The organism is Henriciella sp., from assembly GCF_049649345.1.
Taxonomy (GTDB): domain Bacteria; phylum Pseudomonadota; class Alphaproteobacteria; order Caulobacterales; family Hyphomonadaceae; genus Henriciella.
On the sequence record NZ_JBARZC010000033.1, the window covers coordinates 1 to 21905 of the forward strand.

General features: G+C 61.5%; 21 protein-coding genes. 16 read left to right on the forward strand and 5 right to left on the reverse strand.

What is annotated here, in order from left to right; translation table 11 throughout:
- The 5 genes from WA989_RS00785 to eda all read left to right on the forward strand — a co-directional run.
- Nucleotides 1–234: hypothetical protein (locus WA989_RS00785; protein WP_424338629.1), on the forward strand; the 234-nt coding region annotated here is incomplete at its 5' end.
- A 177-nt stretch (nucleotides 235–411) separates the two neighbouring features.
- Nucleotides 412–1881, forward strand: coding sequence for a glucose-6-phosphate dehydrogenase (zwf, locus tag WA989_RS00790; RefSeq protein ID WP_424338630.1), 1470 nt, complete (start codon nucleotides 412–414; stop codon nucleotides 1879–1881).
- Nucleotides 1878–3710, forward strand: coding sequence for a phosphogluconate dehydratase (edd, locus tag WA989_RS00795; protein WP_424338631.1), 1833 nt, complete (start codon nucleotides 1878–1880; stop codon nucleotides 3708–3710). The genes zwf and edd overlap by 4 nt, the downstream gene beginning before the upstream one ends.
- Nucleotides 3711–3712: 2 nt before the next feature.
- Nucleotides 3713–4693 (forward strand): glucokinase, encoded by a 981-nt coding sequence (locus WA989_RS00800; RefSeq protein ID WP_424338632.1) that lies wholly within the window; start codon nucleotides 3713–3715, stop codon nucleotides 4691–4693.
- A complete protein-coding gene (eda, locus tag WA989_RS00805) occupies nucleotides 4690–5331 on the forward strand; it encodes a bifunctional 4-hydroxy-2-oxoglutarate aldolase/2-dehydro-3-deoxy-phosphogluconate aldolase (RefSeq protein ID WP_424338633.1) in 642 nt (213 codons plus the stop codon). Before WA989_RS00800 ends, eda begins: the two co-directional genes overlap by 4 nt.
- Before the next feature lie 2 nt (nucleotides 5332–5333).
- Here eda and WA989_RS00810 read toward each other — a convergent pair whose 3' ends face one another.
- The 4 genes from WA989_RS00810 to WA989_RS00825 form a co-directional block, all read right to left on the reverse strand.
- Complete coding sequence (locus WA989_RS00810; RefSeq protein WP_424338634.1) at nucleotides 5334–6254, reverse strand: DMT family transporter; 921 nt, start codon at nucleotides 6252–6254, stop codon at nucleotides 5334–5336.
- A gap of 56 nt (nucleotides 6255–6310) precedes the next feature.
- Nucleotides 6311–7321, reverse strand: coding sequence for an LLM class flavin-dependent oxidoreductase (locus tag WA989_RS00815; RefSeq protein ID WP_424338635.1), 1011 nt, complete (start codon nucleotides 7319–7321; stop codon nucleotides 6311–6313).
- A gap of 66 nt (nucleotides 7322–7387) precedes the next feature.
- On the reverse strand, nucleotides 7388–8167 hold the full coding sequence (locus WA989_RS00820) for a GGDEF domain-containing protein (protein ID WP_424338636.1): 780 nt from the start codon (nucleotides 8165–8167) through the stop codon (nucleotides 7388–7390).
- A gap of 63 nt (nucleotides 8168–8230) precedes the next feature.
- The gene (locus tag WA989_RS00825; protein ID WP_424338637.1) at nucleotides 8231–8827 is read right to left on the reverse strand and encodes a tetratricopeptide repeat protein; all 597 of its coding nucleotides are present in this window, start codon (nucleotides 8825–8827) and stop codon (nucleotides 8231–8233) included.
- Between the two features lie 141 nt (nucleotides 8828–8968).
- Between WA989_RS00825 and WA989_RS00830 the strand changes: the two genes are divergently transcribed.
- The 11 genes from WA989_RS00830 to WA989_RS00880 all read left to right on the forward strand — a co-directional run bounded on the left by WA989_RS00830 (nucleotide 8969) and on the right by WA989_RS00880 (nucleotide 21296).
- Nucleotides 8969–9940 (forward strand): oxidoreductase, encoded by a 972-nt coding sequence (locus WA989_RS00830; RefSeq protein ID WP_424338638.1) that lies wholly within the window; start codon nucleotides 8969–8971, stop codon nucleotides 9938–9940.
- 25 nt (nucleotides 9941–9965) lie between these two features.
- Complete coding sequence (locus WA989_RS00835; RefSeq protein WP_424338639.1) at nucleotides 9966–10370, forward strand: cupin domain-containing protein; 405 nt, start codon at nucleotides 9966–9968, stop codon at nucleotides 10368–10370.
- Between the two features lie 44 nt (nucleotides 10371–10414).
- Nucleotides 10415–11236: a class I SAM-dependent methyltransferase gene (locus WA989_RS00840; protein WP_424338640.1), complete on the forward strand. Its 822-nt coding sequence runs from the start codon at nucleotides 10415–10417 to the stop codon at nucleotides 11234–11236.
- Between the two features lie 114 nt (nucleotides 11237–11350).
- Nucleotides 11351–12094 (forward strand): TVP38/TMEM64 family protein, encoded by a 744-nt coding sequence (locus WA989_RS00845; protein ID WP_424338641.1) that lies wholly within the window; start codon nucleotides 11351–11353, stop codon nucleotides 12092–12094.
- A 169-nt stretch (nucleotides 12095–12263) separates the two neighbouring features.
- Nucleotides 12264–13799, forward strand: a complete 1536-nt coding sequence (locus WA989_RS00850) for a 2-isopropylmalate synthase (RefSeq protein ID WP_424338642.1) — start codon at nucleotides 12264–12266, stop codon at nucleotides 13797–13799.
- Nucleotides 13800–14101: 302 nt separating this feature from the next.
- The gene (locus WA989_RS00855) at nucleotides 14102–15142 is read left to right on the forward strand and encodes a rod shape-determining protein (protein WP_424338643.1); all 1041 of its coding nucleotides are present in this window, start codon (nucleotides 14102–14104) and stop codon (nucleotides 15140–15142) included.
- 100 nt (nucleotides 15143–15242) lie between these two features.
- Nucleotides 15243–16142 (forward strand): rod shape-determining protein MreC, encoded by a 900-nt coding sequence (gene mreC / locus WA989_RS00860; RefSeq protein WP_424338644.1) that lies wholly within the window; start codon nucleotides 15243–15245, stop codon nucleotides 16140–16142.
- Nucleotides 16142–16696: a hypothetical protein gene (locus tag WA989_RS00865; protein ID WP_424338645.1), complete on the forward strand. Its 555-nt coding sequence runs from the start codon at nucleotides 16142–16144 to the stop codon at nucleotides 16694–16696. Before mreC ends, WA989_RS00865 begins: the two co-directional genes overlap by 1 nt.
- On the forward strand, nucleotides 16693–18615 hold the full coding sequence (gene mrdA / locus WA989_RS00870; RefSeq protein ID WP_424338646.1) for a penicillin-binding protein 2: 1923 nt from the start codon (nucleotides 16693–16695) through the stop codon (nucleotides 18613–18615). The genes WA989_RS00865 and mrdA overlap by 4 nt, the downstream gene beginning before the upstream one ends.
- Nucleotides 18558–19787: a rod shape-determining protein RodA gene (rodA, locus tag WA989_RS00875; protein WP_424338647.1), complete on the forward strand. Its 1230-nt coding sequence runs from the start codon at nucleotides 18558–18560 to the stop codon at nucleotides 19785–19787. The genes mrdA and rodA overlap by 58 nt, the downstream gene beginning before the upstream one ends.
- Before the next feature lie 93 nt (nucleotides 19788–19880).
- Nucleotides 19881–21296 (forward strand): sodium-dependent transporter, encoded by a 1416-nt coding sequence (locus WA989_RS00880; protein ID WP_424338648.1) that lies wholly within the window; start codon nucleotides 19881–19883, stop codon nucleotides 21294–21296.
- A 70-nt stretch (nucleotides 21297–21366) separates the two neighbouring features.
- Here WA989_RS00880 and WA989_RS00885 read toward each other — a convergent pair whose 3' ends face one another.
- Nucleotides 21367–21792, reverse strand: a complete 426-nt coding sequence (locus WA989_RS00885) for a hypothetical protein (RefSeq protein ID WP_424338649.1) — start codon at nucleotides 21790–21792, stop codon at nucleotides 21367–21369.
- Nucleotides 21793–21905: the final 113 nt, after the last annotated feature.

Genomic DNA, 21905 nt, shown 5'->3' on the forward strand with positions numbered 1-21905 from the left:
CTGCTGAACGACATCAATCCCAATTGCCGCGTCACTGAGGGCGCGTTCGACGGGGATGCTTATCTTTTCAGATTGGCCTGCGCAGGCGGACCGGACGGCGAGCTTGCCGGCAAGCTGACCGTCGGGGAGACCTCCGCGCAGCTCACTGCAAAGGGCTGGACCGGCACGGCCCAGCGCCCGGTTCCCGTTATTGTTTCCGCGTCTGCAAAAAAGCTCGAAACAAGCTGCGGCTGACCATTGTCCATTGCGGCTGTCTCGTTGCAAAACTGTGCAATTTCAATGCAAAAACCGGCAAGTTTTTTTGTGGACCTTCCCCCGCGTGATGTTTAGTAACTGGGTGTGAAGACTCATACAGACGGTCGTCGCGGCGCCATTGATTGCGCGCTGCGGCCCCACAATATATCGGGGCATATGGCAAAATTCATTCCTGTAGAGACGTTCGATATCGTCATTTTCGGCGGTACCGGCGATCTTTCTCAACGAAAACTCCTCCCGGCGCTCTATCACCGTTACCTCGACGGCCAGATCCCTGAGGATTCGCGCCTCATCGGCGTGTCGCGCACGGAGCTGAGCGACGAGGCGTTCCGCGACTTTGCGCTGAAGGCCTGCAAGGCCTCGACCGGCAAGGACTTCAAGGCCGAAGACTGGAAGGGGTTCGAGAAGCTTCTCTCCTATGTCGGCATGGATGCAACGAAGGCAGACGCGGACTGGAGTGGGCTGAAGGACAAGCTCGGCGGTGACGAGCGCCCGGCCATCTTCTATCTCGCCGTCACGCCGAAAATCTATGTGCCGATCTGCGAGGCGCTCGGCAAGGCAGGCCTTTCCAAGGGTGATTCACGCGTTGTCCTGGAAAAGCCGATCGGGACCGATCTGGAATCTGCGAAAGCCATCAATGCCGGTGTCGGCGCCGTCTTCCCTGAAGACCGCATCTACCGGATCGACCATTATCTCGGCAAGGAAACAGTCCAGAACCTTCTCGTCCTGCGCTTCGGTAATACGCTGTTCGAGCCGCTCTGGAACCGCACTGCCATCGACCATATCCAGATCACTGTGTCCGAGAGCGTCGGCGTCGGAGACCGGGCCGGTTATTATGACAGTGCAGGGGCTGTCCGCGACATGGTGCAGAACCACCTGCTGCAGCTGCTCTGCCTGATCGCGATGGAGCCGCCAAACTCCGTCTCTGCCGACGAAATCCGGACCGAAAAGATCAAGGTGCTCAATGCGCTGCGTCCGGTCGATATGAAGTGCGCCGACCGCGAAACCGTGCGTGCGCAGTACGGCCCCGGCACGATGGATGGCAAACAGGTCAAAGGCTATCTCGAAGAGCTGGACAGCGGCGAGAGCGACACAGAGACCTTCGTTGCGATCAAGGCCTGGGTCGACAATTGGCGCTGGGCGCGGGTGCCGTTTTACCTGCGCACGGGCAAACGGATGCGAGCGCGCCATTCAGAGATCGTGATCCAGTTTCGTGAGGCGCCGCATGCCATGTTCGGCGAAGAACAGGCCCATTCGAACCGTTTGATCATTCGCCTGCAGCCCGATGAAGGCGTCCAGCTTTACGTCCAGATCAAGGAGCCGGGACCGGGCGGCCTGCGGGTGCAATCCCTGCCGCTCAACCTCTCCTATGCCGAGACGTTCCAGGTGCGATATCCGGACGCTTATGAGCGCCTGCTCATGGATGTGGTGCGTGGCAATCTCGCCCTCTTCATGCGCCGCGAGGAAGTCGAGGAAGCCTGGGAGTGGGTCGATGGCCTGCTCGAGGCCTGGGCCGATTCAAAGACACCGATGCACACCTATTCTGCCGGTCTTGAAGATGGCCCGGTTGAAGCCCGGATGATGCTGCGCGAAGATGATCGCGACTGGTGGAGCAACGGAAAATGACAAGCCTGCACCCCAAGCTGAAAGAGGTCACAGACCGGATCGAGGCGCGCTCTTCGGAGACGCGCTCGGCCTATCTGGACCTCATCCGCGCGCGCAAGCCGACCAGCTTTGCCCGCGAGAAACTCGCCGATGGCAATCTGGCGCATGCGTCGGCGGGGTGCGCGGTCATCGACAAGACGCAGCTCCTCGGCGCGTCCTGGCCCAATATCGGCGTCATCACCGCCTATAATGACATGCTCTCGGCCCACGCGCCCTATGAGCACTACCCTGAGATTCTTCGCGATGCGGCCCGCAAAGTGAATGCGACCGCGCAGGTCGCCGGCGGCGTTCCGGCCATGTGCGACGGCGTCACCCAGGGCCAGGAAGGCATGGAGCTCTCGCTCTTTTCCCGCGATGTGATCGCGCTCGCCTCTGCCGTCTCGCTCAGCCACGACATGTTCGACGGTGCGCTGCATCTCGGCATTTGCGACAAGATCGTGCCGGGTCTGATGATTGCGGCGCTGCGCTTTGGCTGGCTGCCGCACGTCTTCGTGCCGGGCGGGCCGATGCCATCCGGCCTGCCAAACCCGGAAAAGCAGCGCATCCGGCAGGAATATGCGCTTGGCAAAGTCGGCCGTGACGCGCTCCTGCAAGCCGAATCCGAGAGTTACCACAGCCCCGGCACCTGCACCTTTTACGGCACGGCCAATTCCAACCAGATGCTGATGGAAATGATGGGCCTGCACCTGCCGGGCGCCGCCTTTGAAAACCCCGGCACACCGCTTCGCGAAGCGCTGACGCGCGCCTCGGTCGAACGCGTCGTGGAGCTGACCATCAAGCGCGACTACACGCCGATGGGCGAGATGGTGGACGCGAAAAGCTGGGTCAACGCCCTGGTCGGCCTGATGGCGACAGGCGGGTCCACGAACCACGCCCTGCACATCCCGGCCATGGCAGCGGCCTCAGGCTATCAGATCACGCTGGAAGACTTCGAGGATGTGAGCTCCGTCACCCCGCTCCTCTGCCGCATCTATCCGAACGGCCCGGCCGATGTGAACCATTTCCAGGCGGCGGGCGGCATGAGCTTTGTCATGCGCGAACTGCTCGGTGCCGGCCTTATGAATGCCGATGCCAAAGGCGTGATGGGCTCCATCTCCGAACATGCAAAAGAGCCTTGGCTCGATGATGGCAAACTCGCTTTCCGGGACGCGGTTGAGACGAGCGGCGACACCGACATTGTGCGCCCCGTGTCCAATCCGTTTCAGGCCGAGGGCGGCCTTCGCATGCTGGAAGGGCCGCTTGGCAGAGGCGTGATCAAGGTCTCCTCGGTCAAGGAAGACCGGCGCGTGATCACAGCGCCCGCGCGGGTCTTCGACAATCAGGAGGCGCTCAAGGAAGCTTTCAAGGCCGGCGAGCTCGACAGGGATGTCGTCGCCGTCGTTCGCTTCCAGGGCCCGGCCGCCAACGGTATGCCGGAGCTTCACGCCCTCTCGCCCGCGCTCGGCGCGCTACAGGATAAGGGCTTCCGCGTCGCGCTCGTTACAGATGGGCGCATGTCCGGCGCCAGCGGCAAGATCCCGGCGGCGATCCATGTCGGGCCGGAAGCGGCCCGCGGCGGACCGCTGGCCCGGGTGCAGGATGGCGATGTCATCACGCTGGATGCAGAAACCGGCCGGCTCGATCTCGATATCGATCCGAGCGTCTTCGAGGCGCGCGAGCCGGCCCAGTTCCGCCCGAACATTACCGGGCAGGGGCTTGGCCGCGAGCTGTTCTCGGCGTTTCGCGACAATGCCGACCGGCCAGAATCCGGCGGCAGCCTGTTTGATTTCTTCCTGCCGGGGAATTTCTAGGCATGGCAGAAACCGTTCTTGTCGGTGATATTGGCGGCACCAATGTCCGCTTCGCGGTTGCGCGGCGCGGCTTTGCAGGCCACCCGGTTATCTCGGACGTGTCCGTCATGCCGGGTGATGATTTCGAAGATTTTGACGACGCATTGACCGCCTATAGCAAGGAGCTTGGCACGAAAAAGCCGGGCAAGGCCCTTATCGCGCTGGCCGGGCCTGTCGATGAAGGCCGCGTCAAGCTGACAAACCGTGACTGGCTGGTCGATTCAAAGCGGCTTGAAGGCAATTGCGGCTTTGAGCGCGTCCGTCTCGTCAATGACTATGCCGCCATGGCGCGCGCGATACCGGAGCTACCGGATTCTGCTTTCACCGTCGTTCATGCGGGCAGCCCCGATGAGGATGGCCGCGAGCCTATTCTTGTGTCCGGGCCTGGAACGGGCGTTGGCATGGCGACGCTCATACCGGTTGGCGCCACGAGCTGGCGGATCCTCACAGGTGAGGGCGGACACGCCGCTTATGCGCCGAGCACGCCGCGTGAATGGGCGCTCTATCAGAAGCTTTTGGAACACCACGGCTACGTCTCCCGGGAACTGGTGCTATCAGGCTCCGGCCTCGATGCTGTGCACAAGGCGCTCTGCGAGATCGACGGATTGGAGTGGAATGAGATTCCACCCGCCAAAATGCTTGAGCTTGCTCGCCAGGGCGATCCGGTCTGCCTTGATATTTGCCGGATCCGTGCGCGAGGCACGCTTTACGCCCTTGGCGATGCGGCCCTGATGAATGGGACGAGGGGCGGGGTCGTGATTACGGGCGGCGTCGCTGAACGGCTTGAAGAGTGGCTGCTCGAGCCGGAAGCGCTTGAGCGCTTCATGGACCGCGGCCCGATGAGTGATTACATGCCGCCCATTCCGGTTCGGCTCCTGAAATCCGGTGAAGCGGCGCTGATCGGCGCGGCCGCCCTGCATCTCGACGAGGTTCTCCCATCATGAAAACCATGACCGCCTTCCGCAGCGCTATCGAAGCAGCGCCCATCGTGCCTGTGCTGACCGTCTACGAAGCAGACCATGCCGAGCCGCTCGCCGAAGCGCTGATGAAGGGGGGCATTACGAGCGCTGAAATCACGCTGCGCACGCCCGCGGCGCTTGAGGTGATCCGGCGCATGAGCGACGCCTTTAAAGACTTCCTTGTCGGCGCGGGCACCATCATTTCAGAAGGCGATGTCGATGCTGCGCTCAAGGCCGGCTCAGACTTTCTCGTCACGCCGGGTACATCGCCGCTCCTGCTTGAAGCGCTTGGGAGCCATGACGGCATCATCCTGCCGGGCGTCGCCACTGCGAGCGAAGCCATGGCGCGTTTCGACGAAGGCTTCGGTGTCATGAAATTTTTCCCGGCCGAAGCTGCGGGCGGCGCGAAATTTCTTAAATCTCTGGCCGGTCCTCTGCCGCATATGGACTTCATGCCGACAGGCGGCGTCACACCTCAGAACGCGGTCGACTATCTCTCCCTGCCGAATGTGATCGCGGTTGGCGGCTCATGGATCGCGACAAAGGAAGAGATGGCAAATGGCGACTGGGCCGCGATCACCGAAAAGGCGAAAGAGGCGGTGAAGATCGGGCGCAGCGTCTAGCGCTATTCCGGGATATCGCTCGCCGGCAGGCCCGCGTCGCGCCGTGTGCGAAAGTGGTCTTCGAAGGCGACGATCATGCAGCTCGCAATGATGATCACTGCGCCGGCCCAGAGCTGCCAGCCGGGCCATTCATCAAAGAAGATCAGCCCGAGGATCGCGCTCCAGACAAGCGCCGTATATTCAATCGGCGCAAGCCGCTGGGCGGGCGCTTTGGCATAGGCGAGCGTCATCAGGAACCAGACGCTGTAGCCGAGCATGCCAAGCAGCAGGAAGAGCGGGATCGATGCCAGCGCCGGAAATCCGAACAGGCCGAAAGTGATCGGTAGCAGAGCAATGGCGGGTACCACATTGGTAAACATGGCAATCGTCGTCGCGTCTTCCTTCGTCGCCCGCATGCGCAACAGGACGAGCACAAAGGCATAGCCAATCGTCGCGGCGAACAGGGAAACGAGGCCGAGCGTGCGATTGCTTTCCTGACCGGGCATCTCGCTCGACCCAGAGCCCCATACCGCGAGAGCCACGCCCAGAAAACCGATCAGCGCGGCGCCCACGGCGACGGGACTGATCTTCTCGCCAATCACGATCCGCGCGACCGGCGCAACCATGAGCGCAGCAGTGAAGCCAAGCGCCGTTGCTTCGGCGAGGCGCAGCTGTGTGAGGGCATAAAAGAAGGTGAAGGCGCAGAAGACCTGGAGCAGGCCACGTATGGTGTGAAACCGGATCGCCTCCCCGCTCGGGCGCGGCCGTTTCTTGGCGCGGAAGACGGCAAACGCGATCAAAGCGCCGAACAGGAAGCGCCAGGCGAGCAAATGATGCAGGCCTGCGCCCGGGGCAATGCCTTTCACCAGCGCATCGATACCGGTCCCCATCGCGATCGCGATGACGGCAAGCAGGATCGGAGCGGCAAGCAGGCGGGTCAGCATCAGCCGGCCCGTTTAGCGGCTCGGACTGAACTGCGCCAGTCACGTTTTGATGTCGATTATTCGGCCGCCCTGGCCGGTGTCAGGCTTTCGCGCACGTCTGCCGCGATCTCATAGGAGCGGTGGCGGGCTGCCTCGTCATAGATGTGGGCTGACAGGATGAGTTCATCGGCGCCTGTCCGATCGATGAAGGCGCTCACCTTCTCCTTCACAGTCTCAGGCGAACCGACAGCAGAGCAGGACAGAATGCTTTCAAGCATGACGCGCTCGTGCGGCTGGATATCTTCATCGAAGGAAAGGTCCGCCGGCGCGAGCCGGGTCGGCGTGCCACGGCGAAGATTCACGAATGTCCGGCGCAGCGAAGAGGCGAGACGGTCTGCTTCTTCGTCGCTGTCTGCGGCGATCATATTGAAGCCGAGCATGACATAAGGTTTTTTCAGCTGGTCCGACGGCTGGAAGGTCTCGCGATAGATCTTGATCGCCTGGTCCATGGCTTGCGGCGCAAAGTGCGAGGCAAATGCGTAAGGCAGCCCAAGATGGGCGGCGAGCTGCGCGCCGAAGAGCGAGGACCCGAGAATCCAGAGCGGGATATTCGTGCCGCCGCCGGGGACGGCCTGCACGCGCTGGCCGGGTTGCACGTCGGCGAGCCATTGCTGCAGTTCGACGACTTCCCGTGGAAACCGGTCCTCGCCGCCAACCAGCGTCCGCCTCAAGGCGTGGGCAACCGCCTGGTCCCCACCCGGCGCGCGGCCAAGGCCAAGATCGATGCGCCCGGGATAGATCGCTTCAAGCGTGCCGAACTGCTCGGCCACCATCAGCGGGGCGTGATTGGGCAGCATGATGCCGCCGGCGCCCAGGCGAATATTCTCGGTGTCCTGTCCGGCATGAGAGATCATCACGGCCGTTGCCGCACTCGCGATGCCGGGCATGTTATGGTGCTCGGCAAGCCAGTAACGATTATATCCGAGCCGGTCGCCATGGGTGGCCAGCCTGCGGGCGCGCGCGAGCGCATCCTGCGGATTGGAGCCTTCAACAATCGGGGCGAGGTCAAGTATCGAAAACGGGATCATGCCCGTTATCTAGGAAGGGGGAGCGCCGCTCACAATCTCTGAGGCGGCGAATGTGGTCTCAAGCCGTCAGGCGGCGTCGCGTCGGGGCTTTGCCACGCAAACGCGGTTGCGGCCTGATTTCTTGGCTTCGTAAAGCATTGCATCAGCCTCTTCGAGGCTTGCCTCAAGGCCGCCTTCCGTCGTCAGCGGAGCAACGCCGAAACTCGCTGTGACGCGGGCTGTCTTGCCTTTGTGGGAGATCACACGCCGCTCAATGGCGGTGCGCAGACGGTCGCACGCCTGGCGGCAATCATCTTCGGTGACATTGGACAGAAGCAGTGCAAACTCCTCGCCGCCCCAGCGGGCCGCGCGGTCGAATGAGCCCCTTAGCTGTTTCTTCGTCACTGCCGCAACTTCGATCAGAACCTGGTCACCAAAGGCATGACCCAGCTTGTCGTTCACGGACTTGAAGTGATCGAGGTCAAAAATGGCAATGCAGGCTGGATAGTTGATCCGCTTCATGCGCTGGACCTCATCATGCGCATGGCGCTCGAAGGAACGGCGATTAAACAGGCCGGTCAGGGGATCGGTTGCCGCCATGGCCTCCAGCATCGCCTGATAGCGTTCCATCTGATACTGGTTCTGCGCGGCGATGGCGCCCATCGGGCCCGCGACACAGCCTGCGATCAGGAGCGTGGTGAGCAGGAATTCCGAAAATTCGCTCGGCACGCCAACAAAGTTGACGATGAGAAGCGCAAAGATCACCGCGAGAGACAAGGCAGCGGCGACGACGAAGGCAAAAAAGCCGAACGCCCTGTAAGTTGCGCCCTTTCCAGGGCTGAGCAAGTCGCTGTTGCGGTCCATCATGGACGATGGTCTAGCAGAACAGAGCGAACAGCCAGGTAATTGTTTCGGTTAAATTTTATCGACCTAGAGACCGCGCCGGGTTGGCAGACCGAAGCCCGTCGCACGGTCGCAGGCCCAGTCATCGCCAGAGGCACAGGCTTCCTGGATATAGCGCTTGCCTTCGGTGCGCTGCATGGCGCCGCCCTGTCCGCGGTACAGCATCGAGCCATACCCCGCGCAGCCTGTCTGATCGCCGAGATCGCAGGCCTGTTTGTAGAGACGGCGCGCATAGGGGTAATCGACATCGCCATCATTGCCCTTGAAGCTGATATGGCCCTGCTGCATGCAGGCGTCAGCATCCTTGCCGGTAAAACAGGCGCGGTCATAAAGACCTTCGGCCTTTTCGTAGTCCTGCGGCCCAGCCTGGCCCTTGCGGTAAATGTCGGCGAGCTTTCTGCAATTGCGCGCCCAGACAGCCTTCTGGCGGCTCACATCGTTGCAGGCGGCCGAGTAGCGTTCGACCGCATCATCAAACCAGCCTTTTTTGACCGCGCGGTCGGCATAGAGTTCATCTGCGTCGGGTTTGGCGATCTGCTCGCGGCCAAATTGCGCAGAAGCGCTCGGCGCGAGGGCAAAGGCCGAGGCGAGGGTGAAAAGGGCAAGCAGGGGGCGGGTGGTCATGTTGGGTCTCCGGTCGATCGTATAGAGTAACACTTATCAATATGGCAGATTTCCGGCGGGCCTCTGCAACTGGCCTTGTCAGCTGCAGTTGAAAAGCGCAATTTGCCCTGAATAATGAATGAACGGGGAGGAGGTTCAGTCATGGCTGCGCGTGATCAGGCGCCGATAGGCTCCGGCTTTGGCCCCAAATCGACCGCCCGCGAGGTTCTGGAGGGCATCGACCTCACAGGCGTAAACGCTATTGTCACAGGCGGCTATAGCGGGATTGGCATAGAGATGGTGAAGGCGCTCGCCGACGCTGGCGCTCATGTCACTGTCCCGGCCAGACGGCTCGACGCCGCAAAAGCCGCGCTCGCCGATGTGCCGCAGGAAATCGCGGTCGGCGAGATGGATTTGGCGGACATTGCGAGCGTTCGCAGTTTCGCCGGCGACTATGTGGCTTCCGAACGCCCGCTTCACATCCTGATCAACAATGCCGGCATTATGGCCTGTCCGCTGGACCGGGTGGGACCGGGCTGGGAGAAGCAGTTCGCGGTCAATCATCTGGGGCACATGGCACTGACGCAGGCGCTTGAGCCCTCCCTGGCGCGGGCCGGCGAGTCCCGTGTTGTAAGCCTGTCCTCGACCGGCCATGTCCGCAGCGATGTGATCTGGGATGACCCGCACTACAAAACACGCGACTATGACAAGTGGGAGGCCTATGGGCAGGCGAAATCGGCCGATGCCCTGTTCGCCAATGCGCTCGACCGGCGCTGGAAGGCAAAGGGCGTCTCGGCATTTTCGGTTCATCCGGGCGGCATCTTCACCCCGCTCCAGCGCCATCTGCCAGAAGAGGAGATGGTCGCGCTTGGCTGGAAAAATCCGGATGGCTCGATCCCGAAGGCTGTCCAACGGATGTTCAAGACGCCGGAACAGGGCGCCTCAACGGCGGTGTGGGCTGCAACATCGCCAAAGCTCGATGGGCGCGGCGGCGAATATTGCGAGGATTGCGACATCGCCCAGCTGGCCGGCGAGACCAGCCAGCGCTGGGAGCATGCGCGCGAATGGATCTGCGATGACGCCCGCGCCGACCGGCTGTGGACGATGAGCGAAGAAATGCTTGCTGAGGTGTGACTGCATCAGGAAGGATGCCCGCGATATGTACGCGCCGAAGAAACTGAAGAAATATCCGGCCCATCTGGGGCGTGGCGGCACGGCTTTTGTCCTGCCGGAAATGACCGGCGGCATGGAATGGTATGAGCGCTATGGCGAGCTCCACCCGGATGATGGAGCCGATGGCAGGCTCGTCTCCATGCATACATTCGAGACCGGCTGGGACAGCTGGGAGATGCACCCGTCAGGGCATGAAATCGTCATCTGCACACAAGGCGAGATGACGCTCAAACAGGAATATCCAGATGGCCGGATCGCGGACGTTACGCTCTCGCCGGGCGATTATGTGATCAATGATCCGGGCGTCTGGCACATCGCAGATATCGACACGGCGCCCGCCAGCGCCGTCTTTATTACATCGGGGGAAGGCACCCGGCACCGGCCTCGATGAGGTCTTAATAGTCAGGCGTCATCGGGCGCCCAGGAGAAGAAGAAATGAAATCCATCAAACTTGTCAGTGTCATCGCAATGGGCGCAGCGCTTGCGGCGTGCGCGTCCAATACAAATGATGCCGGTCTTGCGCCTGCCGATGTGCCGGAGCCGCCGATGCTGGACGCGCCTGCGGTTGATCTGGCGCGGGTCAACGCGGCCGTCGTCAATCCGGAGCGGCCAGAGACCGATGTCGAGCGCGACGAGATGCGCAAGCCCGGCGCCGTGATCGAATTCATGGCGCTGCAGCCCGGCGATACGCTGGTCGAAATGGAAGCCGGCGGCGGCTATTTCACTGAGATATTCTCGGCCTATCTTGGCGATGAAGGAAAGCTCTACATGCAGAACCCGGCCGCGTTTGACGCGTTCCTGGGCGATGCAGCCGAGGTCCGGATGGAAGGGCTTGAGAATGTCGAATATCTCAAGGCCGACTTCGATGCGCTGACCCTCGAGGATGAGACTGCCGATGTGGTGACCTGGTTCCAGGGCCCGCACGAGCTCTGGTACACGCCTGAAAGCGGCGCGAAGCTGGTGTCCAACCCGGACAATGCGTTTCCCGAGATTGTCCGCATCCTGAAACCGGGTGGCACCTTCGTCGTGGTCGACCATACGGCGCCTGCAGGCTCACCGGCGTCGACGGGCGGTGACACGCACCGGATCGATCCGCAAATTGTCCGCGACCTGGCGATGGAGGCCGGTCTCGTTCTCGTCGCCGAAAGCGATCTCTACGACAATCCCGATGATGATCTCACAGCGAATGTCTTCGATGAGAAGGTGCGCGGCATGACGGACCAGTTCCTGATGAAGTTTGAAAAGCCGGACGCTTAGGCCCGGCCCCGTCAGGCTCTGTCCCGGGGCGCAGGTTGCTCCGCCTTGTCCTTCCCATGTGATACTGTGCGATCATCTTGACGGGTTTCGCAGGCTGAAGGACATGCATCAGCGATGACGACCACCAATGACACTCTGCCCGCCAGCCGTTCGCGGACGGCGTTGTGGTTCGGCCTGGCGCTGGGCGGGGCTGTCATCATCCTCTTCGTGCTGGGCAAGACAGGTGTGCTCGGCTCGCTCGAAGCGTTCATCGCCCAGATGCAAGCCTTGGCCGATACGCCCTGGGCGCTGCCAGCGGTGATCGCGCTGTTCTGCGGCGCTGCCCTGGTGGGCATCCCGCAATTCGGTCTGATCGGAGCATCCGTTGTCGCGTTCGGGCCTGTGAATGGTGCCCTGTACGCCTGGCTTGCGACCATGGTGTCGGGGGCGCTGACCTTTTGGCTGGGCCGGTTCAGCGGAGAGGTGGCTGTGGCGCGCCTGTCCGGCAGGCGGACGCAGAAGTTCACTGATTTCGTCTCGCGCAACGCTTTTGCCGCGAGCGTCATCGTCCGCAATGTGCCCACAGGGCCGTTCCTGATCGTGAACATGGCGTTCGGGGCCGTGCGGGCAAACTTCCTCGCCTTCCTGGCCGGGATGGCCCTCGGCATCATCCCGAAAATCCTGCTCGTCACCTTTGCCGGCCAGAGCCTGATGGCGGCGATCAAGGGCTCACCGCTCGTCGCGGCCGCGCTCGCGGGCGCCGCCGTCCTCGTTTTCGCCGCCGTCTGGCTTTATGCGCGCCACCGGCGAAAGGAAGGCAAAATTATTGCCGTGGATGTCGCCGAAGTGGTTGACAGCGATAGCGAAAATCCCGATTAGTCACGCTATGCGCAAGAAATTGCCCCTGCTGACGCTATCCAACCTGCTGCTTACCGGCCCCTGGCCGGTCGCCGCCGGACGCTAGCCGTCTGGCGCCTGGTCAGGGGAACGCTTCAAGCCTCGTACACTTCAACGTACAGCCACCAAGTTTTCCGACAGGCCAGACAAGATGACGACCGACAAAGACCGTATTCTCATATTCGATACCACCATGCGCGACGGCGAGCAGTCGCCCGGCGCATCCATGACCCATAGTGAAAAGCTCGATCTTGCCGATCTGCTCGAGACGATGGGTGTCGACATTATCGAAGCCGGTTTCCCGAATTCCTCGCAAGGCGACTTTGAAGCCGTCCGAGAGATTGCACGCCGCTCGAAGTCTTCCGTGATTGCCGGCCTTGCCCGCTCGACGCCAGGCGATATTGACCGCTGCGGTGAAGCGGTCCGTGCCGCGGCGCGCCCGCGGATCCATACCTTCATCTCGACAAGCCCGGTGCACATGAAGCACAAGCTGCAAATGGGCCCGAACGCCGTGCTCGAAGCGGTTGGCCGGTCGGTGGCTCAGGCGCGCAACCTCGTCGATGATGTCGAATGGAGCGCCGAGGATGCCACCCGCACCGAGTTCGACTTCCTGTGTAAATGTATCGACGCGGCCATCACGTCCGGGGCGACGACGATCAACGTGCCGGACACGGTCGGCTACACCCATCCCGAAGAATACGGAGCGATGATCCGCGCCCTGCGCGAGACAATCCCCGATTCCGACAAGGTGGTCTGGTCGACCCATTGCCATAATGATCTCGGCCTCGCCGTCGCCAATTCGATTGCGGGGGCGCAAAACGGCGCGCGCCAGATCGAGTGCACGATCAATGGCCTCGGCGAACGCGCCGGCAATGCCGCGCTGGAAGAAGTCGTCATGGCCTTCAAGGTGCGCGGCGACTCTCTGCCCTTCGAGACAGGCATCGATACAACGCGGCTGGCGCGGGCCAGCCAGATGGTCAGCCGGATTACAGGCTTTCCCGTCCAGTACAACAAAGCAATCGTCGGCAAGAACGCCTTCGCCCATGAAAGCGGCATCCACCAGGATGGCATGCTGAAGAATACCGAGACCTATGAGATCATGAAGCCGGAAGATGTCGGCGTCTCGAAGTCTTCGCTGGTCATGGGCAAGCTGTCGGGGCGCAATGCGTTTCGCGACAAGCTGAAATCGCTCGGCTATGAGCTCGATCAGGACTCGCTGAACGAGGCGTTTCGCCGGTTCAAGGATTTGGCCGACAAGAAGAAGCACGTCTTTGATGATGACATTCTTGCACTCGTCGATGACCAGCTCTCGGCCATGGGTGAGCGTGTCGCCTTCAGACATTTGCGCGTAATCGCCGGGTCGGACGGGCCTCAGAGCGCCGACCTCACCGTGCTTGTCGATGGCGAGGAAAAGTCTGCGAGCTGTACCGGCAATGGGCCGGTCGATGCGGTATTCAATACGATCCGCACGATTGTGAACCATGAGGCGAAGCTCGATCTCTTCCAGGTCCATGCCGTGACGGGCGGTACCGATGCGCAGGCTGAAGTCAGTGTCCGTCTCAAGGGCGAGGGCATCATGGCGGTCGGCCGGGCCTCTGATCCCGACACGCTGGTAGCGAGCGCCAAGGCTTACATCCATGCGCTGAACAAGCTCGAAGCAAGACGGATGAAGCGGATAGCTGCCTAGGTCTGGCTTGAGCAGCGCGCAGAGTGATTCGCGCCAACCTGCAGATTGTTTACGATGTATGAATCGCTCAGCATTAATGCTGAACGTTTCGTTTGCGAAACGACAGGGCCCGTGCGAGAGGATCCTTGGGATAGCCCGCCACTATTGTTGTTTGTCTTGTCGGAACGGTTCGTTCTGTTTGTCAACAGTCTTTCACTTGCGTTAACCGAGTGGAAACGGCATCTGTGTTACAGGGCTGATCATAATCCACACCTGCGCGTAGCGGGACTGTCTCGCTGCGCCACCAGAAAGCGACGTTACAAATGATCGGTAGCCTTCTCGGCATGCTCTCCACGGATATGGCCATTGACCTTGGGACAGCGAACACGCTCGTCTATGTAAAGGGTCAGGGCATCAAGCTCGATGAGCCATCTGTCGTCGCCTATATGAACCAAGGCGGGCGCAAGGTCGTCTATGCGGTTGGTAACCAGGCCAAGCAGATGCTCGGCAAGACACCGCTCAACATGGAAGCCATCCGCCCGATGCGCGATGGCGTGATCGCGGACTTTGAAGTCGCCGAGGAGATGATCAAGCACTTCATCCGCAAAGTGCATAATCGCCGCGCCTTCGTTTCCCCGCTGATCATAATCTGTGTTCCAAGCTCTGCAACAAACGTTGAGCGCCGCGCCATCCACCAGTCCGCTCTGGCCGCCGGTGCACGCGATGTACAGCTGATCGAAGAGCCAATGGCCGCTGCGATCGGTGCAGGCCTGCCAATCGAGGAGCCGGCTGGCTCCATGGTTGTCGATATTGGTGGCGGCACGACCGAGGTCGCCGTCCTGTCGCTGGGCGGGATCGTCTATTCGCGCTCTGTCCGTGTTGGCGGCGACAAGATGGACCAGGCGATCATGAACTATCTGCGCAAGTCCAAGCAGATCATGATCGGTGAAATGTCCGCCGAGCGGATTAAGAAGGAAATCGGTTCTGCCAAGGCGCCGGAAAGCGGCGAAGGGCTGACCGTCATGGTCCGCGGTCGCGGCACGACCGATGGCGTCCCGAACGAGGTAGAAGTCAACGAAGCCATGATGGCCGAAGCGCTGGCTGACCCGGTCGGCGAAATCGTCGAGGCGATCAAGCTCGCGCTCGAAGCCATGGCGCCTGAACTTGCAGCAGACATCGTCGACCGCGGCATCGTGCTGACAGGCGGCGGCGCGCTTCTGCGGAATCTCGACGTTGTCATCCGTCAGCAGGCCCAGCTGCCTGTCATGATTGCCGATGATCCGCTAAAATGTGTCGCAAATGGCTGTGGCTATGTGCTGGAAAATCTGGTGCGCATGAAAAACGTGCTGTCGCCGGAAGTTTAGGCTCTGCCCGGTGGCGGCAGCTGGACTGAATTGCGGCTTGCCTGAATTCGCGGTTCAGCTCAAAGTTTAGAAGTGTGGTCGGAGGCCAGAAGGGACGTCCATGGCCCGTATGCGAGGAAAGCGATTTAAAGGCCGCCCATTGAGGCGATATGCCCTTTTTATTGCCTTGGCCGGCCTTTTCGGCGTTCTCCTGCTTCAGACATCGCCGCAGCTGCGCGCCATGGTTGATCCTGCGCGCGCCTCAGCGGCTGATCAGCTGACAAGCTCTGCGCGGCCGGGCCTCTGGGACCGGATTTCGGGGAAAGCGGCACGCGATGCCCGCATCCGCGAACTCGAATCCGAAGTGCGTGAGCTGACCCGTTATCGCTCTGTCGCGATATCCATGGCCGCCCGCCTCGAAGCCTATGAGGACATGCTCAACATCATGGGCGAGCCGCCCGTGCGCGGTGTCACGGCCCGGATCACATCTGAAACCAACGGCCCGTTCCGCGAGGCCATTCTTGTCAATGCCGGCCGACTGCAGGGCGTCGAAGACGGCGCCTATGCCGAGAATGAAGGCGGGCTTGTCGGCCGTGTCGTTCAGCTCGGCGAGCGGTCCTCGCGCGTCTTGCTGGTGACGGACTTCAACTCGCGCGTGCCTGTCATGGGCGAGGCGAGCGGGCTTCGCGCCATCCTGTTTGGTGACCGCGACGATCTCGGCACACTGACCGATCTGCCGGAAGACGGAAATTTTGTCCTCGGCGAGCGGGTTCTCACCTCAGGCGAAGGCGGCATCTTTCCGCGCGGCATCATTGTCGGGGAAATCGTTCAGCGCGGCGGTGATCTGCGCGTCGACTTCGGTATGAGCGATTCCCAGGGCGGGTTTGTCCGTCTGATGCCCAGCATGAAGATTCCGACACCTGAAGAGGTGCCGGTGGAAACAAAAGAAACGAGCGAAACCGAGACAGCCGCATCTGAAGACGGCGAGGCGCCCGGCGCACAAAGTCCGGGATCCCCCTGATGGCCCGGAAGAAACAGCGTTTTGCGGGCATCGCCCGCTTCTGGGGTGAAGCTGGCCCGACAAGCCGGCTGGTCATCGGCACAGTTCTCGTCGTCATCATCGGCCTTGCAGGGCTGAACCCCCAGACACTGTTCGGAAACGAACTGGTCTGGCCTTATGCATCGCTTGTCGCGGCGATAGGCTGGGGCAGGAGCGGGCTCGCGCTGCGGCCGATGGCGATACTCGTCATCCTTGGTGTGGCTCAGGATGTCAGCGCCTATGCACCCCTCGGCTGTTTCGGCTTCATAAACCTGTCCGTCTTCGGCCTCAGCGCTGGCATCAGCCGGACCTTCGACCGCGAGCGCGCGCCGATCATCACAATCATCGCCCCGGTCGTCCTCTACAGCTTTGCGTTCAGCCTGGTCTGGCTCCTCGCCAGCTTTGCCAGCGGCCATGTTGTGCAGATGTCCCCCCTTATCAGCGCGTTTGTCGTCACCTACTTCCTTCATATGCTGGTCGCGCCCGTCTTCAATCTTGGCCGGCGGATCGCACCCCTGACAGGGAGCCTCGCATGAGCAGTCAGAAAGACTTCGAAGATCGCCTGAGCCGCCGCACGGTTGCGACGGGCCTTGCCGGGGGACTGATGTTCTCCGGCCTTGTTGCGCGCCTGGCGCAGCTGCAGCTGTTTGAAGGCCAGCGCTATCGCGAGATCGCTGACGAGAATGGCGTCAAGCTCGACCTTGCCCCGCCGCTGCGCGGGACGATCTATGACCGTTTCGGCGTGCCGCTCGCCTCACACCGCCAGGCGGGGCGCGTCTCGATCATCCGCGAACAGACCCCTGATGTCGAAGCGACACTCGCGGCCGTTTCGAAACATATCGACCTGCCGCCTGACCAGCAGGTCCGGATCGCCCGCGCCGCGCGCCAGCAGGCGGCCTTCCAGTCGACCATCGTCAAGAGCGAACTGACCTATGAGGATTTCGCGCGTATGTCGCTGATTGCCGCGGAGATCCCCGGCGTGCAGGTCGACATGGCGCCGACGCGCTCCTATCCGCGCGGGCGCGATTTTGCGCATGTGCTCGGCTATGTCGCCAAGGCGAGCCAGGACGATCTCGGCCGGCTGACGGAAGACGTGAGCGACGAGGAGACCCGTCTCCTGACGCGCCTCTTCAAGCATCCCGACATGCGCACAGGCCGCTCAGGGGTTGAGCGTTATGCAGAGTCCTGGCTGCGCGGCGAGCCGGGCTTCCGCCGGCTGGAAACCAACGCCGCCGGGCGCGTCATCCGCGAGCTCGACAGTATGGATCTGGCGCCGATTCCGGGCCGCGACATCGGCCTGACCGTCGATGCCGAGCTGCAGAAGTTCGCGATAGACCGTTTCGGCGAAGAGAGCGGCGCAGCGGTCGTTCTCGACATCGAGACAGGCGCCATCCTGTCTTTCGTCTCGACGCCGGCATTCGACCCGAATGATTTTGTGAACGGCATCTCCTATGCCGACTATAATGAGCTGCGCGAGAATGACCGCTCGCCGCTCTATCACAAGGCCTATGACGGCACCTATCCGCCGGGCTCGACCTATAAGATGGTGGTCGCCACCGCGGCGCTCGAAGCCGGCATCGACCCGAATATGCGGGTTCACTGCAACCGTTATTACCGCTTCGGCAACCGGACCTGGCACTGCTGGAAACCGGGCGGCCACGGCTCGGTCAACATGCACTGGGCCATCAAGGGCTCCTGCGACGTTTATTTCTACGAGATTGCCCGGCGCACGGGCGTTGAACGGATCGCCGACGTCTCGCGCCGGTTCGGCTTCGGCCAGCGCTGGGAGCTCGGCCTGACGGGGGGGCGCGGCGGCACGGTTCCTGACGATCCGTGGAAACGCAAGACGCTGGGCGAGCAATGGTATGAAGGCGAAACGCTCAACTATGGCATTGGCCAGGGCTACCTTTCGGCCACACCGCTTCAACTGGCCCTGATGTCGGCGCGGATCGCAGCGCGCGGCAAGCTGATCGAGCCCTATATTATTGGCGAAGGGCCCCGGCCCGATGACCCCATCCCCAATGCCGAACCGCTTGATGCCGACATGATGGACCGGATGAAGGCTGGCATGTTCGGCGTGACATCCGAAGCGGGCGGGACTGCATGGCGCTCAGGCGATCTCGGCCTTGGCGGGCCAAGACTTGCCGGCAAGACCGGCACCGCCCAGGTGCGCCGGATTACCGAAGCCGAGCGCCGGACAGGCGTTCTGAAAGGCGACCAGCTTGCCCGCAAGCTGCGCGACCACGCCCTGTTTGTAGCCTATGCGCCGGCCGACGATCCGAAATATGCGATCTCTGTCGTTGTCGAGCACGGCGAAGGCGGCTCCAGTGCCGCCGCCCCTGTCGCCCGCGATATTCTCGCCCACGCGATCAAGCGCGATTCCCGCAAGGCGCCGAAATGGCAGCAGACCGCCAGCGCGCCCTCCATCCGCACCTCGGATTTCGGCTCGCCCTGATGGCGTGGTCGCCCAGCGCATCGGCCGCCCGGCCCAGCGAGCGCGATTTCGGCGCGACGCTTGGCGCCTTGCCGTGGGGGCTGGTCCTTTTGCTTGTGTCTGTCGCCTGTATCGGCACGGCAGCGCTCTTCAGCGCCACCTATACCAATCCTCAGGAAGCCGCGCTTCCCGCTCGCCATGCGGTGCGCTTCGGAATGGCGCTGGTGCTCTTGCTGGTGATCGGGCTTGTGCCGATCGGCGTTTGGCTGAAAGCCGCCTGGCCGGCTTATTTCGTGACGCTCGCCATGCTGCTTGGTGTCGAACTCTTCGGTGTCTCAGGCGGCGGGGCACAGCGCTGGCTGCCACTCGGTCCGGTCAATGTGCAGCCATCCGAATTCATGAAACTCGCGCTGACCCTGGCGCTTGCGCGGTATTATCACAACAATCTCACCAACCAGTCCGGGCGTCTCTTCATCCATCTGCCGCCGCTTCTGATGATCCTCGTGCCGGCCGCGCTGATCTTCAAACAGCCCGATTTCGGGACGACGCTTGCACTGTTTGCCGCTGGCGGCGTGCTGATCTATCTCGCCGGCCTCTGGTACCGGGTGATCGCCGCCGTCGTGATTGCAGCACTTGCAAGCGCATGGCCGGTCTATCAGTTCGTGCTCGAGCCGTATCAGCGCGAACGGGTCGACACCTTTATCGCCCAGCTCACAGGCCAGGCCGTCAACACGCTCGATGACGGTTATCAGATCGAACAGGCGAAGATCGCGATTGGCTCAGGCGGGATGCAGGGCAGGGGCTTTATGGAAGGCATCCAGGCGCAGCTCGACTACATCCCGGAGCAGCATACAGACTTCATCCTGACCGTTATCGCAGAAGAATTCGGATTTCTCGGTGCGACAGGCCTCCTGATGATCTGGGCCGTGATTCTCGTCTGGGGACTTATCATTGCGGGCCGGTCGGTCAGCGTGTTTGGCCGGTTCGCGGCCGTTGGATGCGTCGCGACGGTGGCCTTCTTCATTCTTTTCAATGTCGCTATGGTGCTCGGCCTCGTTCCTGTTGTGGGTGTGCCGCTGCCTCTGGTCTCTTATGGCGGCACCGTTATGTTCACGACCATGGCCTGCTTCGGCATCATCGTTTCTGTCCATCTCGGACAGAAGGAACGCCTCGCAGCTCAAGGGGGAATCTAGGGGACAGCCTTGCCCCGATACACCGAGAAGCGTTGACCTTTATCCCACCGCGGATAGTGTCCCGCGAAAATCATTTCCTCTAGGGAGCAAAGTATGGAAATTGGTCGCAAGACAGAGACCTGGGGCTCGAAGTTCGGGTTCATGATGGCCGCTGTGGGCTCGTCTGTCGGCCTCGGCAATTTCTGGCGCTTTCCCTACACCGCTGGCGAGAATGGCGGCGGGGCGTTCATCGCCATCTACATCGCATGCGTCGCCCTTATCGGCCTGCCCCTCCTGATGGCCGAATATGCCATGGGCCGAAAGTCCGGCATGTCGGCCATTGAAGGCGTCCAGTCTCTGGCGCGCGCCGAATCCAAGAGCCTCAATTGGGGCATTGTCGGCTGGGTCGGCACACTGACAGCAACCTTCATTCTCAGCTTCTACGTGGTCATTTCCGCCTGGCTTCTGGCCTTTACGGTGCAGGCCATCGGCGGGGGATTTGCTGAAATGGACGCGGCCGCATCTGGCGCAAACTTCAACAATATCATTGGTCAGGGGGATCACCCCCTCGTCTCCAAATGGTATATCCTGCTGCTGCTGGGGTTGTTTCTTGCGACGAACGTCTTTGTGGTCGGCAGGGGCGTCAAGGGCGGGATTGAGCGGGCTGCTACCGTTCTGATGCCAGCCTTCTTCATCATGCTTATTGTGGTTGTTGGCTTCGCCCTGACAACGGGTGATTTCGGACAGGCGGCGGCCTTCCTTCTGGAACCAAAGTGGGATCAGGTCGGATTCAACACCTTCCTTGAGGCGATTGGACAGGCCTTCTTTTCGATTGGTATCGGCGTTGGCCTGATGATCACTTATGGCGCGTATCTCTCACGAGACACCAATATTCCGCGCGCCTCAGGCATCATTGCAGGGTCCGATACGTTGGTCGCGCTGATCGCCGGCTTTGCGATCTTCCCGATCGTTTTTGCTGCGGGTCTCGACCCGGCTGGCGGACCGAGCCTGTTCTTTATCTCCATGCCTGTTGCCTTCGGTTCCATCCCGGGCGGTGAGCTGATGGCGGTCGTCTTCTTCGGCCTTGCTCTCTTTGCAGCTTTCACCTCCTCCATCTCGCTTATGGAAGTGTCTGTGTCGTGGCTTGAAGAGCGCCAGGGCGTAACCCGTTTCGGTGCATCACTTGGGATGGGGGTTATCCTGTTCCTGGTCGGTGCAGCCTATGTGTTCGGCCCTGAATATCTGGACTTCATGGACTTCGTGACCGGCAACATACTCTTGCCGCTCGGCGGTTTGCTGGCGGTGATCTTTGCCGGCTGGATCCTGTCACGCGACATGCTGACAACGGAAATCGGAGAAGGCACAGTGATGAATATCTGGCGCTTCCTGATGCGCTGGCCGGTGCCGCTCTTCCTCGCCTTCATCCTGTTCTTCGGCTTCTTCGACAAGATCCAGCAGCAATACAATGTCCAGCTGCCAGGCTTCATGACGACATTGCTTGGCCCGAACAATGAGCTGCCGGCTGAGTAGCTCTTGCGGTCGTCTGAACGGAGAAGGGCGCCTCACCGGGGCGCCCTTTTCGTCGTCTTGGATGTCGGCTCTACTCGGGTGCAGACAGCTTTTCGCTAAGCTCCAGATACGTCGCTGCAGACGTCTGATCTCCGCTTGCAAGATAGAGCTGTCCTATGGTGTGGGCCGTCCTGGCGCGGTCAGCGCGAGATTCGGAGAGATCTGACACCAGCGGTTTCAGCAATGCGATCGCGCTTTTGTACTCGTCCAGCTCGACCAGGGCCGCTGCTCGCAGCTTCCGCACGGAGGCGCGTTCGAAGCAGTTCAGATTGGATGACCAAAGCGCTTCTGTAACCGAAAGAGCCGCTTCGGGCTCGCTGTCGTCAACGAGTGCGGTTTCGGCCTCCATATAGGCCGCACCATGCGCCGAGCTGAAAGTGGTTGCTGTGCATGGTTCGGCCTGCGCGCCAAAGCCGGTCACTACGGTGAGACCTGCGAGGGTGACAAGTGATCTCATCTGACGCTCCCTGAGAATGATATGATATTACATGTCAGGTATTCGCCGCGCAATCAATCCGTGATCGAGCCTGCGATCACGGACCGTCTGCCTCTAGCCGAAATTCTTGGCGA

Bases quoted from the DNA above. Each gene is read 5' to 3' on its own strand.
- zwf (WP_424338630.1), top strand. From the start codon at position 412: ATGGCAAAATTCATTCCTGTAGAGACGTTCGATATCGTCATTTTCGGC.
- rodA (WP_424338647.1), top strand. From the start codon at position 18,558: ATGGCAGCAGACCGCCAGCGCGCCCTCCATCCGCACCTCGGATTTCGG.
- WA989_RS00820 (WP_424338636.1), bottom strand. From the start codon at position 8,167: ATGATGGACCGCAACAGCGACTTGCTCAGCCCTGGAAAGGGCGCAACT.
- WA989_RS00880 (WP_424338648.1), top strand. From the start codon at position 19,881: ATGGAAATTGGTCGCAAGACAGAGACCTGGGGCTCGAAGTTCGGGTTC.
- WA989_RS00810 (WP_424338634.1), bottom strand. From the start codon at position 6,254: ATGCTGACCCGCCTGCTTGCCGCTCCGATCCTGCTTGCCGTCATCGCG.
- WA989_RS00825 (WP_424338637.1), bottom strand. From the start codon at position 8,827: ATGACCACCCGCCCCCTGCTTGCCCTTTTCACCCTCGCCTCGGCCTTT.
- WA989_RS00850 (WP_424338642.1), top strand. From the start codon at position 12,264: ATGACGACCGACAAAGACCGTATTCTCATATTCGATACCACCATGCGC.
- eda (WP_424338633.1), top strand. From the start codon at position 4,690: ATGAAAACCATGACCGCCTTCCGCAGCGCTATCGAAGCAGCGCCCATC.
- WA989_RS00855 (WP_424338643.1), top strand. From the start codon at position 14,102: ATGATCGGTAGCCTTCTCGGCATGCTCTCCACGGATATGGCCATTGAC.
- edd (WP_424338631.1), top strand. From the start codon at position 1,878: ATGACAAGCCTGCACCCCAAGCTGAAAGAGGTCACAGACCGGATCGAG.
- mreC (WP_424338644.1), top strand. From the start codon at position 15,243: ATGGCCCGTATGCGAGGAAAGCGATTTAAAGGCCGCCCATTGAGGCGA.
- WA989_RS00885 (WP_424338649.1), bottom strand. From the start codon at position 21,792: ATGAGATCACTTGTCACCCTCGCAGGTCTCACCGTAGTGACCGGCTTT.
- WA989_RS00835 (WP_424338639.1), top strand. From the start codon at position 9,966: ATGTACGCGCCGAAGAAACTGAAGAAATATCCGGCCCATCTGGGGCGT.
- WA989_RS00800 (WP_424338632.1), top strand. From the start codon at position 3,713: ATGGCAGAAACCGTTCTTGTCGGTGATATTGGCGGCACCAATGTCCGC.
- mrdA (WP_424338646.1), top strand. From the start codon at position 16,693: ATGAGCAGTCAGAAAGACTTCGAAGATCGCCTGAGCCGCCGCACGGTT.
- WA989_RS00865 (WP_424338645.1), top strand. From the start codon at position 16,142: ATGGCCCGGAAGAAACAGCGTTTTGCGGGCATCGCCCGCTTCTGGGGT.
- WA989_RS00830 (WP_424338638.1), top strand. From the start codon at position 8,969: ATGGCTGCGCGTGATCAGGCGCCGATAGGCTCCGGCTTTGGCCCCAAA.
- WA989_RS00840 (WP_424338640.1), top strand. From the start codon at position 10,415: ATGAAATCCATCAAACTTGTCAGTGTCATCGCAATGGGCGCAGCGCTT.
- WA989_RS00845 (WP_424338641.1), top strand. From the start codon at position 11,351: ATGACGACCACCAATGACACTCTGCCCGCCAGCCGTTCGCGGACGGCG.
- WA989_RS00815 (WP_424338635.1), bottom strand. From the start codon at position 7,321: ATGATCCCGTTTTCGATACTTGACCTCGCCCCGATTGTTGAAGGCTCC.